Here is a 15,411-nt window from a genome sequence, read left to right on the forward strand (position 1 = left end):
TTGAATACAAGACAGGACCAGATGAACAACAGGTACGTGTAACTCACGCCGCCAAGAGCAAGCGCGAAATGGCTCTACTCCTAACCAGATAGGAGAGTCATTGGAGGAACCAAAAGAAAAGCACGAAAAGCCGAAGATGAAGCTACTCGACATCGCTTCTACAAACGACGAGAATTTGGTCTTTTAATAACCCGGGCTCATTCGCATTGTTTCGATTCCTTCGGTGAGTTTCTCCCAGTGCTCGTCGATCTCGGTGGCAGTCCAGCCGCCCTCCGTTCCAACGTTCTTCGACAGATATTGTTCACGCCCGGGGTCGGAGACGATCGCGAGGTTACCGCCAGCGATAGCGAGCGTGATACCGTTGACATCCCGGGCACTCTCGCTAGCAAGAAAAACCGGCGCCCCCGAGACTAATTGTGGGCCCATAGTCTCTTTCTCGACACCGACCATTGCCGGCAAATCCTCAGTCATTCGGGTTAGTGCCGTTGGCCAGAGCGCGTTCGTTCGCACGTCATATTGGTGGAGTTCACGTGCCGATGTACGCATTAAACCGAGGATGCCCGCCTTCGCCGCTGAGTAGTTTGCCTGACCGGGATTGCCAGCGGTGACACCGCTCGAAACGCAAGTAAGCGAACGTTGTCGGTCAAATCCATCTTCGGATTTGAATCGCGCACGCCAATGTGCCGACACTGCTCGGACAATCGAGAAGTGTCCTTTTAGATGAACGTTGATTACTGCATCCCATTCATCTTCGTCCATGTTGAACACCATCGAATCCCGGAGAATACCGGCATAGTTGATGATTCCGTGGACAGCGCCGAACTTCTCAATTGTGTTCGCTACGAGGGTTTCCGTATAGTCAAGCTCCGTTACATCACCGTAGTGAGCTATTGCTTCACCACCCGTAGCCTCGATACGATCGACGGTTTCTTGAGCAGGTTTGGTGTCGGTACCCTCACCGCTGACATCAACCCCAAGGTCATTCACCACGACCGTCGCGCCGTGTTTTGCCATTGCGACAGCTGTTTCCTCGCCGATTCCACCACCCGCTCCACAGACTATTTGAACTGTGTTGTCAAGCATTGATCGTTCCTTGATGCTTGAGCACTTACCTGTAGTGGGTCCATTGAGGACTGAGAGAGCTGACGGCTATTGAAGAAAATAGTTGATTTGCAATTTCAAACACGTTATTTGGTGTGTGGTGGTGGTTTTCAGCTGTGAGAACACATACATTATCACTGACAAGAGGTCAGCAACCATCTAGCTACTAACAGGGAGTGGTTGAAAGGCCAATTCAGTCATGAAGGCGGGGTGGATCAACAGTAAAGTGGTTTGAGATTGCAAAACCATCCTATGCCTTCTGCTTGCGAAAGCCGGGTGTAGCACCCCGTAGACGTGAGCAGAGCCGTGGAAATAGGCGTGCGTTTTGTGGGTACGCGGTCTGGCTCTGGCTAACCGAGAGGGTAGGTGCTCTTCGGTAGCCACGAGTCAGTCAAAGCACGCATGCTGAAGCTTTGAACGCCTTGTCGAGAGATTATGTAAATGTGTTAAAATATCAACAAGAAAAATCGAAACAAACTCAAGAGTCATCTACGGCGTTAGATTGTTCAGTAGGCTATGGGTTTGTAGCGGTCTTCGGCCGGAATCGATATGAGAGATTGGAGTGCGCTTGTTCATCCCCAAGTCCACCGCTTATCAAGGATATACCTGTAGACCCCGCTGAAGAGGATCGCGAACGCGTTCCCCAGTAGATACGGGAGGCCGCCCAATTCGACGAGTACGAAGAGAACAGTCAACTGGATCGGGATCGCTGTTCCGCGGACCAGGTTCGTTTTGGCAAGTCCGACGAGATACTCGGCCCATCCGGTATTACGCGAGGCTCGGAACGTCCAAGCGTTGTTGAGCACGTATGAGAGAACGATCGTAATCTCGATAGCAAGAGTAGCGCCAAACAAATAGTTCAGACCGCCTTCATCAACGAGCAGCCACAGGAGAACCATCTGAACGCCAGCAGTGAAGGTACCGACGACGGCGAACCGACACAGTCGTGGGGAAAAGTGTTCGTCGACGAGATTCCGGAGAAACAAGCGGACCGTCATCTATTGATAGCCGAGCGCTGATAGGCGAGCCTCTAAATCGTTATCGATAGACCCGTTGGATGGCTGTCGGTCATGGTTTCGGAGGGCGGCCGCGTGTTCGTTGGCGATGGCGCTGAACCGCTCGATCACCTGCTGTTGGTCTACCGTTGGGTCCCTCGAGAGGTCGTCGTGCTCCGTTGGATCGGTTGGTTGGTAGTAGAGTTCGATATCACCCGCATCGATATTTTCGACATACGTCCAGTCGCGATCCCGGACGCTTACGAGCAGGTCGCCGTCGTTGAGCGAACGGGGGATTGGTTGAGCGGTGATCTCCTCACTGCGGACGGTCACGGAGACAACGGGCTCGGTGGGGGACGAGTCGCCGTGTAACACGCTCGGAGCAAGCGTCTCTCCCTCCCACTCCGGGGGCAATTCGACATCCAGCAGATCGGCTACTGTCGGTGGAATAGCACCGAGATCGACTTGTCCACTGATCCGGCGGCTCTCAGTGCCCGGCACATCTACGATGAACGGGACCCGGATCAGTTCGTCGTACAGTTTCGGGTAGTGGGCGAGGTGACCGTGCTCTTGGAACTCCTCACCGTGGTCACCGGCGAGGACAACGGCCGTTTCGTCTCCGGTGCCGGTCGCTGAGAGCGTCTCCAGAAGCCGTCCGATACTGGCGTCGACCTGGCGGGCGGCTGCCTGATAGAGTGCCCGGAGGTCAGTGAGCGTCTGGTCGCCGACGTTCAGACCCAGCCCGGTCCGAGCGTGAGCGTGCAGCAATCGTTGGGTGCCAAACAGGTCATCCGATACCTCACGGATGTATCGTGGTGCGGGGACGTACGGTGTGTGCGTGTCCATGTAGTGAACCCAAAGGAAGAATGGCGATTTCGTCCCCTTGAGAAACGACATTGCAGCATGTTCGACATCGAACATCCGGGACGTGTCCAAGAATGGTCTGTCGTCGGTCTTTCCCTGAAGCCACGCACTCAGACGCCGGGCCGGTGACGTTACCAGCTGGAGCCATGCCTCAACCGTCGGATGTGTTGCGAGATAGCGACTGTAGACATTTGAACCGACATTGGCGACGAACGGTTCGAATTCGTCGAAGCCGTCATCGTATTCCCAGTGTGAGGTGAGAAATCCGTTCGCGGCGTTGAATCCCCCGGTCGAGATACCGGCGTCGGACAACGTCGCTGCAAGCGTCGGCACACCGCCGACGCCGATCTCCCCCGAATCGGCGAATACCGATTTGGAAGCGAGGATCGAGGGGAACGAGAATGGGGTCCAGTTCCCAGTTGCAAGGGCGCGATCGAATACGGTCCCGCTTTCGGCGAGAGAATCCATGACCGGGGTGTTCCATTCGTCGTTGTAGGCACCGAGTGCGTCCGCCCGGAGCGAGTCGACCGTGACGAGTACCACGTTCGATATCTGAGTGGAAACCATAGTAAGAATGAACCGTGTTGACACACGTTTAGGGAAGGTAAACTAACGATCGGTCAGTAAGGCTGGAGTTTCACCGTTTCGATTCGCGACGGCGAATTCCCTCCCCCCACCACATCTGTTCTCACTACCAGAATGAAGCGAGAACCTGCCCACTGAGGGCAGCTGTACATTGAATGTCATCAGTAGATGCTCCGACGAGCAGGAAACTGATGGAACGTAGAGAGCCTGCAACGTGCGGCCATATCTCGATATTTCAGGTATGTCCATACTTACTTCTACCGAGCATGGTATCGGAGTCCCTTGGTTGAGGCTGTCGGACACATCCGGCAGCGGATGGAACTTGAGATGAATTGCGGGTCATTCCTGCATTAGCAGTTGTGGAGACCGTTCGTTAGTCGCGCAATTTTATCCCCAGATTTGTGGGTGAATCGAAGCCATTTAGCGGGCATTGGGGGAGCAGCGGTATGATCACGAGATACGGTATCCGAAACAGAATTCGTGGGGTGTTGCTGACGCAATCAACGTTCTCAGCAGTGATGCTTACAGCAAATACGGCCTCAGGCATCAACTGGCCACAAAAGGTGGTTATCTCACGTTCTCTATTTGCTCTGCGAGTTGTAGCGCTGCAGTTTTATCCATCGGACCGTCTGCGGCGAGTGCATCAAGATAGCGCCTTACGACGCCGTCAGTCGGCTCCACGCCGGCAGCTCGCAAGATTTTCGCTCCACCACTACGGCCCGTCCCCTCACCAAATACAAGTGTACGCTCGCCGCCAAACATGGCAGGGTCAAACGGCTCGAACAATCCCGGCTCGTCAAGCATAGCAGCTGTGTGGATACCGGCTTCGTGAGTCGTCGCTGCCGATCCAAGAATCGGTTTTCGAGCAGCGATGCTCTCGTCGAGGAAGTCCATTGCTTCCTCTGCCACAGGAATAAGCGATTCATGGTTGACGTCGAATGGATCCCCATATTCGAGCGCACTGAGCGCGATCACCTCCTCAAGCGAGGGATTGCCAACACGCTCACCCAACCCCCCAATGCTCACGTCAGCGTTTTTGACGCCGCATTCATAGGCCTTCATGACGTTTGCTGTCCCGACCCCGAGGTCATTGTGGAAATGAACACTGACTCTTCCCAGGTCGAACTGTTCGGAGAGGGAACTGAGTGTCTCACCAACGGTTTTGGGTGACCGACATCCGACCGTATCCGCGAGCCCGATCATCGGGAGAGCATCGTATCGCTCGAAGACAGCGTTCAATCTGTCCTCAGATGTCCGAAACCCATCGAGAATCATCAGCTGGACATCGGCACCTTGAGCACGTCCTGTTTCGATGGCGTCGTCTATCATCGCGAGGACGCTTTCGAACGACTTTTTCAGGTCATGATTGAGGTGATGCTCCGAAACCGGGACGAACACTTCGATGAACTCCGCGTTTGCGTCGAGAGCTGCTTCTACGTCTGCTGAGACGGCTCTGGCAATCGCTACAATATCTGCATCGACGGCTCCAGTCAGTTCACGTACCACAGCCTGTTCTCGGTCCCCGGCAGCCGGAAATGCCGGTTGGATCCGTGTGACGCTCAAGCGATCGATAGCTTTGGCGGCTTGGACGCGTTGGTCGACCGAATATGAACGGCCAGGCATCTGAGCTGCTTCACGAACGGTTACATCCGTCAACTCCACTCAGATCACCTCCTCACTTCGAAGCTGTTGGTACTCCTCTTTGGTTAATCCGAGTCGCTCACGGTAGACTGCTCGGTTGTGTTGGCCGTGCTCACCGCCAAGGTGTCTAACCTCGCCCGGCGTCTCGGAGAGTTTTGGCACCGGTGCATGCGTCGCCACGTCACCGAGTTGTTCATCGGGCACCGAGAGCATGTCATCACGAGCTTGGTATTGAGCATCAGCGAACGTATCCGCAATGTCGTATACCGGCCCGACCACTGCACCAGCACTCTCCATTTTCGCAATCGCTTCGTCGGTTGAGTGCTCGCGACACCACTCTCCGATCACGCGATCGATAGCATCCGCGTGTTCAACCCGGTCGGCATTCGTCCGGAACCGTGGGTCATCGACGAGGTCGGATCGACCAATGCCCGCCATCACGTTCTCGAAAATGTTCTGTGAAGAGGCGGACAGCGCAATGTATCCATCCGCTGTTTCATAGAGGTTCCGTGGTGAGGATCGAACGTCTCGATTACCGGTTCGAGTAGGGACGACACCGTTGGTATCGTAGGCTTCGACGTCGCCGATCATCAACCGAAACAGTGGTTCGAAGAGACTGACGTCGATCACCTGCCCGGACTGTCCACCATTGTCGCGAGCGTAGAGTGCGAACATCGCACCCTGAACGGCGAACATCCCGGCAGTGAGGTCCGCCAGCGGAATCGGAGGCGAGAGTGGTGGGCTCTCCCCGAATCCATTGATGTGCGAAAAAGTAGAAAGGGATTCGGCGATCGTGCCGAATCCCGGTTTCGTTGCTCTCGGGCCAGTCTGCCCGTATCCGGAGAGACGCACCATGACGAGGCTCTCGTTCCGCTCGCTGAGCGAATCGTATCCAAGATTCCAGCGCTCCATCGTCCCTGGGCGGAAGTTTTCGACAACGATGTCGACATCCGCTGCAAGCGAGCGTGCCAACTCTTGACCTTTCTCCGTGCTCAGATCCAACGAGATATGCTTCTTGTTCCGTCCGAGATTCTTCCAGTAAAACGAATCACCACCGGCATCCGGAGACCAATCACGTACCGGGTCGTTGTAATCCGGATGTTCAACCGAGAGCACCTCAGCACCGAAATCGGCGAGCATGACGGTCGTGAAGCCACCGCTGACCATCGTCGAGAGGTCGAGAACCTCAAGGCCTGCCAGTGGGGTATCTGTGTCTGTCATCCTTATTCTGCCTCCACACCGTCTGGTTTCGGTCGCCGAATTCGTTCGCCGCTCGATCTGAACAAGTGGACGTTCTCCAGCGCTGCACCGATCGTGATGACATCACCGACGGCCAACTCATCAACCGAATCGGTAACCACGTTGACCTGGTTGTCACCGTCGAGTGAGGTGGTATGGACCACATAGTCTATCCCGAGCGGTTCGATCACGTCAACAGTCACGTCAAATTCGAGGTCGCCGCCACCGACCGTGAGATACTGGGGTCGCACCCCGAGCAATACCTGATCCTCAGAACTGGTAGAGTTCGGCAAGGGTAGGGTCGTCGATTCGACGCGCCCGACTCCATCGTTAACATCCACAGCGAGAACGTTCGTGGAAGGAGTTCCGATAAACGTTGAAACGTGTCTCGAGACCGGATCATGGAAAATGGATTCGGGTGAGTCGAACTGTGCTACCCGTCCTTCGTTCATCACCGCGATCTTGTCGCTCATCGTCATCGCCTCGTTTTGGTCGTGAGTGACGTAGACAAACGTTGCATCGAGTTCGTGATGGAGCCGTTGGAATTCAACCCGGAGCGTCTCTTTAAGCTTCGCGTCAAGGTCACTCATCGGCTCATCCAACAGCAGTACTTCAGGGTCCTCAACGAACGCACGCCCGATCGCAACCCGCTGTTGCTGGCCACCGGAGAGTTCGGACGGCGACTTATCGAGTTGGTCCTCGATTTGCAGGCTCTGTGCCGCTTCTTCGATCCGTTCGTTTCGTTCTTCAACGGGAACCCCGTGTATCTTCAGCCCGTACCCGATGTTCTCCCGACAGGTCATATGCGGGTAAAGCGCAATGTTTTGGAATACCATCGAGAGCGGACGATCCTGAGGAGGGGCAGTGGTCAGATCCTTGCCACCGAAGCTGATAGTACCACTCGTCGGTGATTCGAGTCCGGCGATCATTCGCAAGAGCGTCGTCTTTCCGGACCCGGATGGCCCGACAAGCGTAACGAACTCACCTTCCGGGATCGTGAGCGAGACGTCTTCTACGGCAACGATACTCCCGAATTCCTTCGTGACGCCGTCGAGTTTGATTTCTTTTGCCATTGGTAATCACCCGTGACCGAGATTGAAGCCCTGCAGCAGGTAGTTCTGGAGAAACGCCGCAACGAGGAAGGGCGGCAGACTCATTATCAGCATCATCGACATCTGTTCGCCCCAGCCGACGAACACCTCCTGGAAGATCAGCTCGGAGCCAACCGTCAGCGGGTACAGCGCTTGGTCGTTCAGCACTACTCGCACCATCGCGTAGTCGTTCCAGGCAACGGCAAACGAGAAGATCGCGACTGAGATGTAACCAGGGCGAGCGAGCGGCAGGATCACGTCGCGTACCGCTCGCCAGCGACTTGCGCCTCGGGTCCAAGCGGACTCCTCGTAGGCGATCGGGATGTTCTGGAAGTACTGCCACATCAACCAGATCGAGAAGGGTGCGGAGATGGCCGTCACGGCTAGGATCGCCGAGATATACTGGTTCAGCAGGCCGATCTTGAAGAATATCACGTACAGCGGCACTGCGAGGACGATCGGACTTACCATGTAACTAAAGAGTACGATGCGAGCGATCAGCGACTTTCCGGAGATGTCGTATCGAGTGAGGCTGTACCCTGAGACAACCGCCAGCACCGTCGAAAGCAGGACGGACGCCCCAGTGATAATGATGCTGTTGACGAAGTAGGTTACCGTGGGTGTCCCATTGATGAGAGTTCTGAAGTTCTCCAGGGAGACTGTCGGCGGTATCAGGGTCAGATCACCACCACTGAACAAAGTCTGTGGCGATTGGATGGCCACTACGACCATTAGGTACAGCGGCGTCAAAACGAATATCGTGACGAGTATAGCGATGAGGTAGAGCCCGACGGTGGAGAGTCGCTTTTGAACAGTGTTCGGAACGAGTCCGCCAGGACCACCGAATACTCCTTCGAACATCTACTCAGCCACCTCCTGTTCGGGATTCAAGGCGACGAAATAGACGACGCCAACTATCGATAGCAACACGAACATGATGATGGCGAGGGCCGTTCCCTGGCCGAAGTTGCCGAGCCGAATCGAGAGATCGTAGACCCAGATCGGGAGCGTCGTCGTTGCTTCCGCGGGTCCGCCACGCGTTGTCAGCCAGATAATGTCGAACTTGTTGAACATCCAGATACCACGAACCAGGATGATCAGCAGAATTGCACCACGAAGGTGTGGGAACATGATGTCGCGGAACTGCTGCCACTGGGAAGCGCCCTGAACCTGCGCACGCTCAAAGTACTCATCAGGGATCGCCTGCAGGTTCGCCAAGATGATGAAAAACGCGAACGAACCCCATTTCCACACGCTAGCGGTGATGATGCTCGGCATCGCAAGCGACGCATCACCGAAAAACGCGATCGGGGCAGCGATGAGCCCGGTATCGACCAGCACTCGATTCACCAGTCCCAAATTTTGATCGAGCAAGAACTGCCAGAGGAACACGACGACGACCGTCGGGAGCAGATACGGAAATATCATTAGCGTCCGCAAGATTCCTCCGCCGCGCAGCGTTCTGTTGACGACGAGCGCAAACAGCAATCCCACGACCAAACAGAGGACGGTCGTGCTTATCGCGAAGAAGACGCTGTTCCAGAGAAACGCGAAGAACTCGCTGCTCGTAACGAGCGTGACGTAGTTTCCTAAGCCAACGAACTCCGCCGCGCCGAGCGGGTTCGCGAACAGGCTCGCCCAGATCGAATACACCATCGGGACGAACCAGAGCACACCGAAAAACAGCGCCAACGGTGAAAGCAGTGCAAAAACGACGAGTCGACTTCTATCGGTATCGCTTACCAGATTCCGGGAGCGCTCGACAACGCTCATTGCTGTGCGATCGAGCGAAGCTGCTTCGTGAGCCAATCAACGGTCCCAGCCGGTGACTTCCCGCCGTAGAGGAGTTGGTCTGCAGCCTGACCGAATAGCTGTTGACTGTACGCTTGGGCTGCGACAGCGTTCGGTGCCCCGTCATCGCCAGTGTTGAGAACGGACGCCATCGAGTCCCAGTTGTTCTCAACGAGTTCGAGAAAGGCAGGGAGAGTGTCGTAAATCTCCGCGTTCGCGTACCGCTTGTCTTGGATCGCCTCAAGCGAGGTCGGGAAGCTGAACGGCGCAGTCTGCCGAAGGTAGTCAAAGTAGTAATCGGATTCCAAGAAGAACTTCAGGAACTCTCTCCCACCTTCAACGTTGTTCGCCCCCTTGTACGAATAGATACCTTCGAAGTACGCCCACCACTGTGTGGGATCCTGACCCTGTACCGTTGGGTAGGGTGCTGGTTTGAACTTCGAGACGAGGTCCGGACGATTCGCCTGTAGCTCTTGAATGCCCAGTCCGAGTCCAGCCCATCCCACGAGCTGTTCTTGGATCAACGCGTTGCTGCAATCACTCCAATCCCACCCACTCGCCTGTGGTCCGAACTCGTTGATATTTTGCAGCCACTCCATGGTCGCAATGGCCTTCTTTCGGTTGTCATCGTTATCGAGGACGATCTCGATATTGTTGCCCGTACCGCTGTATGGGTTGACGCCGCCGTTCCAGAGCGTCTGATTCATATGTGTCGTGGCGGCGTTCGTGCGACCGGATGGGACGACGTATGGCGACTGGTCTTCTTCGTTTTGGATACGTTCGGCTTCCGCGAGCCACTCACTGCGGGTGCGGGGATTGCCCTGAACAACATCCGAGCGATACATCATCATCAGTGGTGAGGCCACAACGGGCACGAGATATGATTCACCGTCGACCCGAACCGGATCCTCAACCCCTAACTCATCTACGACACCGGTTAGCGGTGCAGTGAGTCCTTCGAGCGTTTCGGTATAGCAGTCAGCAGATGTCTCGAAAATCAGAGCTGGGAGGTTCCCCGCGGACTGCATTTTCGCCACCTGCTCGTTCATCGATGTCCCCTTCGGGAGCCAGGTGATCTCTACGGTGTAGTCGGAGTTGGAGTTGAACTCCTGGGCGGCAGCGTCCCATACATCCCGAGCAGAACGGTCGTTGAGAAATGTGACTTTGTTATTGGCCCCTCCTTGATTGTTTGCGCTGCCGTTCTGGCTCACATTGCTTCCACTGCTTTCGCTAGTCCCGTTGCTTCCGTTTTGGTTTCGACCGGCGTTCCCGCTTCCACCGATGCATCCAGCAAGGCCGACACCGAGCGCCCCACCAGTTGCCCGGAGGAGGTGTCGTCGCGTCTTTCCTTGTTGACGTCTGCTACCATTACCCATATACACTAATTAAGGTGTTAGAACTTACTCCTACCACCTACAGTTGAGGGCTCTTTAAGTGGCTATGGGGATCCCATGACGTCGATACTACTGGGATTCATCACCTCGATCCGCAGCAGGAGAACGGTAGAACGAGTATGAGCGGAGTATACTATGTCTACCAATCTGTGAGGTCGGTATCCACCCGAACCGCTGCCATTGATTGGGGCGGTTACGCTGGTGAATCGGATTTCAGCGTCTCATCGAGGATTTTGGCCTCGGCTTTTCGGAGATGCTCAAGGAACGTTGTGTGTGAAATATCTAATTGCTCAGCAAGAGGCTCTAATTCGGTGTCCCGAGGCCAGTCGAAGTATCCTTGGGCATGCGCGAGTGAAATCACCTCCTGCTGACGTGAAGAGAGCAGTGCCGCAGGGCCCTCAATAGGGGTCAGTTGACGAACGTTGATATCACCCAGTTGCCGGAGATCAGCGATGATATCTTTGAGGTCATCCCTCTCGAAAACGACGATCTCGAACATTCGTGTGTGGACTTTAAACTGGTTCACATTCTGGAACAGGCCATGATTTCTCCGAATTACTGGAATTATTCCGGATGATTTCTTGGTAATAAGGAGCAGTGTCTCAGATACTAGTTCAACTGATCGGACGCTCTCATCCCGGTCCAGCAGTTTGGCTGCTTCCTCTCGATACCGGCCAGCATCAACCACGAACTTAATCATATTTTCATTGAATGTTTCAAAGTAGTAGACGGAGAATGGCTCCTCTTTGAACTGCTCCATCTCGCTGAGTACGAAATCGCTATTCAGCTCGATGTGAATCTTCACACTGAACATTGTTGACGATCTATCTTTGTCAAGCATCAAAGTTGCGGCAACTCTGTGACGGGGTCACTAGAAGAGGTAATGGTCAAAGCGCTGTGGCGGCACGAAGTATGATGCTCAAGCTTGCGATACACCAGTGGGCCAGAATGGCTGAGGACCATGGGTTTGTGCCATCGAAGCTCGTAGCCCCCCACCCCTCATGAACCCTTCCGAAACGAGCGGTCAACAGTCGCCCGATCTCGTGCTCTACGGTGGGAAAGGCGGGGTCGGGAAGACCACCTGTGCGGCCGCACATGCGCTCGCACGCTCGATCAAACCGGAGACGACTGCACTCGTCATCTCGACCGATCCCGCCCATTCACTTGGCGATTCACTCGAATGCGATCTCAGTGGCGAGCCAACGGCGGTGACTGATTCGCTGTGCGCGCTTGAGGTTGATGCCGAGGCCGGACAGGAAGCCTATCGCCGGGTTATCGAAGCGCTCGCAGGTGAATTCCGGAGTGCGGGCCTCCGACTCGGAGACGATGACTTAGAGCGTCTCTTCAGGGCGGGTTTGATCCCAGGTGGGGACGAGGTGGCTGCACTCGAATATTTCGCCCAGTACGCCGAAGCGGAGTACGATTGTGTGGTGTTCGATACGGCTCCGACCGGGCATACACTCCGATTGCTCGACCTCCCAGCCGTACTCTCGGAAACGCTGGGCGTGGCAGGCGAAGTCCAACAGCGCGTCAAACGAACGGCGACGGCGGCCCGAAGCATGGTGTTCGGTCCAGCGGCGTACTGGGGGGCCGGAGATGAGACTGACGAAGTGGGCTCGCTTCGTGATCGAATTACCATGGTGGGGGACCTCCTCCGGGATCCGGAACGAACCCGATTCCGCGTTGTGCTTACGCCCGAACGGATGGCCATCGCCGAGGCGGAGCGCCTCGTCGCCCAACTCGATGAGCTCTCGATACCGGTCGATTCCCTCGTTGCGAACAGGGTCTTTGAGAACGCCGAGGACTGTCCGTGCGAGCGGTGCCAGCGCGACGCGGAGCGGCACGCACGACGGCTCCGGGAGATCGACGAACGCTTCGAGCACGCCGTGGTGAGTGTTCCGCGGCTCGCGGGCGAAGCACAGGGCCTCGATACGCTTTCGGAGTTTGGGTCGTCCTTGTTCGCGGGGACACAGAAGAGGTGAATGCACACATGCCGAGAGCACCGGCAAATCCAGCGCTGATAATGCATACTTGAGGTCTACTTTTCTCGCTTGACTCCGTAGAGACTACTATGACCACCATTACTGGTGCTTGGTCCGAAACCCGACTCGAAGATTTTTTACAGAAATCGCGGATTCCGATTCGCATTGCAACCCAACGAGGGGATGGTTCGCTATGGATGGTCGCGTTGTGGTATCAGTATCAGAATGGTTCATTTGAGTGTGCAACCGGGGCGAACTCACAGCTGGTACGATTTCTCAAGCGCGACTCCAAGGTAGCGTTCGATGTCTCGACGAATCACCCGCCGTATCGCGGTGTCAGAGGGAACGGAAGTGCCACGATCTCGTCCGACGATTCAAAGACAACACTTCAGGCCCTCATCGAACGATACCTCGAGGACACCAAGTCCGACCTCGCGAAGTGGCTGTTGAGCGACGACCGCGAGGAAGTCCGTATCCGAATTTCCCCTGACAAGATGCATAGCTGGGACTATGCCAACCGAATGCAAGAATTCGGCAACACCACCTCGTGATCTCGTTCCTGTATACGGGTCTGCTATCGAATATTCGTCGTCTCTACCAACACTGCTGTGTCGTGAAACGCAGCTTCCGTATTCAGTACGACTGTTGAAAGCTACCACCAACCAATTAGTTCACAACGAAGCGAAAGATCCGGCTCCCGTTTCTGATGACGAGAAACACGGAGTGGGGTTTCAAAGGGTGAGACAGGAATCCCGAAGTGATTTCAGACCCGCGCCCGTCCATCAGTGAGATGGGCAAACTAATTCTCAAACACGATGTCGTGGAACTCATGCGCCGCGAACGCGAATTCGAAGCGACATACAGCAGTTAACCGGGGAGTCAGAGAGTGATGTTCGCGTTCAATCTACCGGTTTCGGGTGGAAGCAAGTCAGTGTGTCACACATCATCACTTCGACTGGAAACGGCACTCTCCCCATACCCACTGGAAACGGCGGTGTAGAGAGCGGATAATTTGACCGGAAACGCCGTCTTTTCGATATTCATTCGTCTCGAGAACCCTCAATAACCGAATAGCTTGCCGAACGCCATCGGATTGCATGAGTGTGGCTTCACCGCCGATAGAGACGAGAACGCCTCGTGAAACATCCCTTCTCGTGGTATTGAGAAAGTAGATACGAGCAGTGCCGAATCACTGCCTACGGAGATCGCGGTCCCTACAGCGGGCGCTTTTCGTCCGGCCGCTGCAAACCACGTCGCCGAAACAAGAAGTCCCGCCCTCAAGCGCGAGCCGCGAGACGAGTAGTAGGGCGGGGAGGCTGTCACCGAAGGTATCGACGAATTGATTCGCGGCGAGCAGGCGTTCAAAGGGATGTACGACGGGTCGACTGAAATCGAACGCTGGCGGATCACGGTTCCCCGCTTGGCCGAACAGTGAAGCCATACACGGCACGGCTCGGTTCTCGCCGTTAGACGCCTCCCAATGAACATCCGAACATGTCTCATACCCGTTCCGGAGTCGGCACGGATGATGATACCTCGATGAATGCCGCTGCTCGTCGTCGGCCTCGAGTACGCGACGCTCATCGATACCCATTTGATGGCCAATGGTCTCCACCCCTCGTATCGGGAATTCGCTCGGAGACCGTGATTCCATCGACGCCTCCGCTTCGGACACGGCAGATGACCGCCTCGGGACTGCGCCGCTCACCCCGCCGCACCCCGCTTGCCGCTCACCCCTCTGGGCTGGCGCCCCCGGGGTTCGCTCCCGGGGGTTCGGGGGTTCGCTGCTCGCCGCTCGGCGGACACCGCATCGCCGCTGCGCTGTCCATGCCAATCACTTTCCGCCCCCCTGCGGCGCACGGGGTCGGGACACGCTCGTCGTTGGCCTGCATCATTTCGCTGCACTCCGCACCCGGAGTCGCCCTGCATCGGTATCCGCTTCTCGGAGGTCACCTGCGGTGTGCATCGCCGGTGAAGCTACCCGTCGCTCATTGCGGCATCTGCATGGCCACCTCAGCTCCGGGGAGGGTACCATCCGTCGCGAGGTAGATCCATGGGCCTGTCTGTTCTGTGTTCTACCACATCGCAGAGAGGTAGTGTGGCTGATGACTTTCGTGTCACAGGTCGGAGTGCATGGTTGCATCGGCACGGTCCACCGGGCCATCATTGTCTCGATGTTTCGGTGTGCGGAGATCCGGTCAGGCAGGCGCCGCGGGGTGCACTGGCGCACACCGTATCACTGGTTGACTGAGGCCCCATATCGGGCAAACCCCTCTTGCCCCCCCTCTATAGTTGTCGGGCGGCGGCGTCCCGGTATGGACCCGGTACAACAGGGGGCCTATCATACCGGCATGCGGCATACCGGTATAGCACAAATCGGGCCAACATACCGGTATGCTATCGTACCGGGTCAGATGTGGCCAATGTATACCGGTACAATCCATACCGGTACATCGCGTACCGGTCTGAACGGGCGGGGATAGTTAAGTGGGTGAGCCAGAATCGGGGACCATGGAAATCAACGAAGCCAACATAGACAGGTTGGGGTAAGATACTTTATAGATATCATATACTGATGAGGAGGACTCGACGAACACGGTTGACGTTCGGAGATAAGATCCAATACCACGGAGGTAATGTTGAGTCGGGGGATCGGGTCGCTCTCAATAAGAGGGTGAAGCGACGCTTCGGTCGACTCGAGGATGGGGATCTTGTGCCAGTGCGCTCT

Annotated in this window: 14 protein-coding genes; 2 read left to right on the plus strand and 12 right to left on the minus strand. The window is 55.9% G+C overall.

Annotated features, from left to right (window positions below):
• Positions 1 to 183: 183 nt before the first annotated feature.
• The 11 genes from D3261_RS01105 to D3261_RS01150 all read right to left on the minus strand — a co-directional run bounded on the left by D3261_RS01105 (position 184) and on the right by D3261_RS01150 (position 11,515).
• On the minus strand, positions 184 to 1,083 hold the full coding sequence (locus D3261_RS01105; RefSeq protein WP_120067862.1) for an SDR family NAD(P)-dependent oxidoreductase: 900 nt from the start codon (positions 1,081 to 1,083) through the stop codon (positions 184 to 186).
• A gap of 590 nt (positions 1,084 to 1,673) precedes the next feature.
• Positions 1,674 to 2,099, minus strand: coding sequence for a GtrA family protein (locus D3261_RS01110; RefSeq protein ID WP_120067864.1), 426 nt, complete (start codon positions 2,097 to 2,099; stop codon positions 1,674 to 1,676).
• Positions 2,100 to 3,527, minus strand: coding sequence for a sulfatase (locus D3261_RS01115; RefSeq protein ID WP_120067866.1), 1,428 nt, complete (start codon positions 3,525 to 3,527; stop codon positions 2,100 to 2,102).
• 585 nt (positions 3,528 to 4,112) lie between these two features.
• A complete protein-coding gene (locus tag D3261_RS01120) occupies positions 4,113 to 5,207 on the minus strand; it encodes a LeuA family protein (RefSeq protein ID WP_120067868.1) in 1,095 nt (364 codons plus the stop codon).
• Positions 5,208 to 6,407, minus strand: coding sequence for a CaiB/BaiF CoA-transferase family protein (locus D3261_RS01125; protein WP_120067870.1), 1,200 nt, complete (start codon positions 6,405 to 6,407; stop codon positions 5,208 to 5,210).
• A 2-nt stretch (positions 6,408 to 6,409) separates the two neighbouring features.
• The gene (locus D3261_RS01130; RefSeq protein ID WP_120067871.1) at positions 6,410 to 7,498 is read right to left on the minus strand and encodes an ABC transporter ATP-binding protein; all 1,089 of its coding nucleotides are present in this window, start codon (positions 7,496 to 7,498) and stop codon (positions 6,410 to 6,412) included.
• A 6-nt stretch (positions 7,499 to 7,504) separates the two neighbouring features.
• The gene (locus tag D3261_RS01135; RefSeq protein WP_120067873.1) at positions 7,505 to 8,377 is read right to left on the minus strand and encodes a carbohydrate ABC transporter permease; all 873 of its coding nucleotides are present in this window, start codon (positions 8,375 to 8,377) and stop codon (positions 7,505 to 7,507) included.
• Positions 8,378 to 9,289, minus strand: coding sequence for a carbohydrate ABC transporter permease (locus D3261_RS01140; RefSeq protein WP_120067875.1), 912 nt, complete (start codon positions 9,287 to 9,289; stop codon positions 8,378 to 8,380).
• Positions 9,286 to 10,518: an ABC transporter substrate-binding protein gene (locus D3261_RS01145; protein ID WP_120067877.1), complete on the minus strand. Its 1,233-nt coding sequence runs from the start codon at positions 10,516 to 10,518 to the stop codon at positions 9,286 to 9,288. The genes D3261_RS01140 and D3261_RS01145 overlap by 4 nt, the downstream gene beginning before the upstream one ends.
• The gene (locus D3261_RS19875) at positions 10,515 to 10,676 is read right to left on the minus strand and encodes a hypothetical protein (protein ID WP_158589316.1); all 162 of its coding nucleotides are present in this window, start codon (positions 10,674 to 10,676) and stop codon (positions 10,515 to 10,517) included. The genes D3261_RS01145 and D3261_RS19875 overlap by 4 nt, the downstream gene beginning before the upstream one ends.
• Positions 10,677 to 10,894: 218 nt before the next feature.
• A complete protein-coding gene (locus D3261_RS01150) occupies positions 10,895 to 11,515 on the minus strand; it encodes a helix-turn-helix domain-containing protein (RefSeq protein WP_120067879.1) in 621 nt (206 codons plus the stop codon).
• A gap of 187 nt (positions 11,516 to 11,702) precedes the next feature.
• On the opposite strand from D3261_RS01150, the gene D3261_RS01155 reads away from it, so the two are divergent.
• Positions 11,703 to 12,683 (plus strand): ArsA family ATPase, encoded by a 981-nt coding sequence (locus D3261_RS01155; protein ID WP_120067881.1) that lies wholly within the window; start codon positions 11,703 to 11,705, stop codon positions 12,681 to 12,683.
• Between the two features lie 89 nt (positions 12,684 to 12,772).
• Positions 12,773 to 13,234 (plus strand): pyridoxamine 5'-phosphate oxidase family protein, encoded by a 462-nt coding sequence (locus D3261_RS01160; protein ID WP_120067883.1) that lies wholly within the window; start codon positions 12,773 to 12,775, stop codon positions 13,232 to 13,234.
• A gap of 638 nt (positions 13,235 to 13,872) precedes the next feature.
• On the opposite strand, the gene D3261_RS19490 is transcribed toward D3261_RS01160, so the two are convergent.
• Positions 13,873 to 14,124 carry a hypothetical protein gene (locus D3261_RS19490; RefSeq protein WP_147464861.1) on the minus strand — a complete coding sequence of 84 codons (252 nt, stop codon included), beginning with the start codon at positions 14,122 to 14,124 and terminating at the stop codon, positions 13,873 to 13,875.
• Between the last annotated feature and the right edge of the window lie 1,287 nt (positions 14,125 to 15,411).

This window comes from Halococcus sp. IIIV-5B (assembly GCF_003602035.1).
GTDB lineage: Archaea > Halobacteriota > Halobacteria > Halobacteriales > Halococcaceae > Halococcus > Halococcus salsus.

Excerpts from the sequence above, each read along its gene's own strand:
- D3261_RS01105 (WP_120067862.1), bottom strand. The coding sequence starts at position 1,083 with ATGCTTGACAACACAGTTCAAATAGTCTGTGGAGCGGGTGGTGGAATC.
- D3261_RS01110 (WP_120067864.1), bottom strand. The coding sequence starts at position 2,099 with ATGACGGTCCGCTTGTTTCTCCGGAATCTCGTCGACGAACACTTTTCC.
- D3261_RS01115 (WP_120067866.1), bottom strand. The coding sequence starts at position 3,527 with ATGGTTTCCACTCAGATATCGAACGTGGTACTCGTCACGGTCGACTCG.
- D3261_RS01125 (WP_120067870.1), bottom strand. The coding sequence starts at position 6,407 with ATGACAGACACAGATACCCCACTGGCAGGCCTTGAGGTTCTCGACCTC.
- D3261_RS01130 (WP_120067871.1), bottom strand. The coding sequence starts at position 7,498 with ATGGCAAAAGAAATCAAACTCGACGGCGTCACGAAGGAATTCGGGAGT.
- D3261_RS01135 (WP_120067873.1), bottom strand. The coding sequence starts at position 8,377 with ATGTTCGAAGGAGTATTCGGTGGTCCTGGCGGACTCGTTCCGAACACT.
- D3261_RS01140 (WP_120067875.1), bottom strand. The coding sequence starts at position 9,289 with ATGAGCGTTGTCGAGCGCTCCCGGAATCTGGTAAGCGATACCGATAGA.
- D3261_RS19875 (WP_158589316.1), bottom strand. The coding sequence starts at position 10,676 with ATGGTAGCAGACGTCAACAAGGAAAGACGCGACGACACCTCCTCCGGG.
- D3261_RS01150 (WP_120067879.1), bottom strand. The coding sequence starts at position 11,515 with ATGTTCAGTGTGAAGATTCACATCGAGCTGAATAGCGATTTCGTACTC.
- D3261_RS01155 (WP_120067881.1), top strand. The coding sequence starts at position 11,703 with ATGAACCCTTCCGAAACGAGCGGTCAACAGTCGCCCGATCTCGTGCTC.
- D3261_RS01160 (WP_120067883.1), top strand. The coding sequence starts at position 12,773 with ATGACCACCATTACTGGTGCTTGGTCCGAAACCCGACTCGAAGATTTT.
- D3261_RS19490 (WP_147464861.1), bottom strand. The coding sequence starts at position 14,124 with ATGGCTTCACTGTTCGGCCAAGCGGGGAACCGTGATCCGCCAGCGTTC.